Source organism: Pseudomonas sp. RGM2987 (assembly GCF_022952855.1).
Classification (GTDB): Bacteria; Pseudomonadota; Gammaproteobacteria; order Pseudomonadales; family Pseudomonadaceae; genus Aquipseudomonas.
This window is the reverse complement of sequence record NZ_JALJDX010000020.1, coordinates 1-597: the sequence shown is the minus strand read 5'-3', so window position 1 is coordinate 597 and position 597 is coordinate 1. Positions and strand designations below refer to the sequence as shown.

Below are 597 nucleotides of genomic sequence, written 5' to 3'. Positions count from 1 at the left end.
ATGACTGGGGTGAAGTCGTAACAAGGTAGCCGTAGGGGAACCTGCGGCTGGATCACCTCCTTAATCGACGACCGCAGCGGCTCCATGAGCTCCCACACGAATTGCTTGATTCATTGAAGAAGACGATAGAAGCAGCTTTAAGCTCCAAGCTGATAGCTCACGCTAACAGTTACAAGCTCGAAATTGGGTCTGTAGCTCAGTTGGTTAGAGCGCACCCCTGATAAGGGTGAGGTCGGCAGTTCGAATCTGCCCAGACCCACCAATTTTGTAATGGGGCCATAGCTCAGCTGGGAGAGCGCCTGCCTTGCACGCAGGAGGTCAGCGGTTCGATCCCGCTTGGCTCCACCATAAACTGCTTCTGAAAGCTTAGAAATGAGCATTCCATCAAGGTGATGGTGAATGTTGATTTCTAGTCTTTTGATTAGATCGTTCTTTAAAAATTTGGGTATGTGATAGAAAGATAGACTGAGGGCCACTTTCACTGGTGGTGTTCAGGCTAAGGTAAAATTTGTGAGTTGCTCGATGAGCAAGCGTACGAATTTTCGGCGAATGTCGTCTTCACAGTATAACCAGATTGCTTGGGGTTATATGGTCAAG

2 tRNA genes and 1 rRNA gene are annotated in these 597 nt (G+C 48.4%); all 3 read left to right on the top strand.

Annotated elements, in window-relative coordinates:
• Nucleotides 1–63, top strand: a 16S ribosomal RNA gene (locus RGM2987_RS00070); the annotation flags it as partial.
• 122 nt (nt 64–185) lie between these two features.
• Nucleotides 186–262, top strand: a tRNA-Ile gene (locus RGM2987_RS00065).
• A gap of 10 nt (nt 263–272) precedes the next feature.
• Nucleotides 273–348: transfer RNA gene (locus RGM2987_RS00060), tRNA-Ala, on the top strand.
• Nucleotides 349–597: the final 249 nt, after the last annotated feature.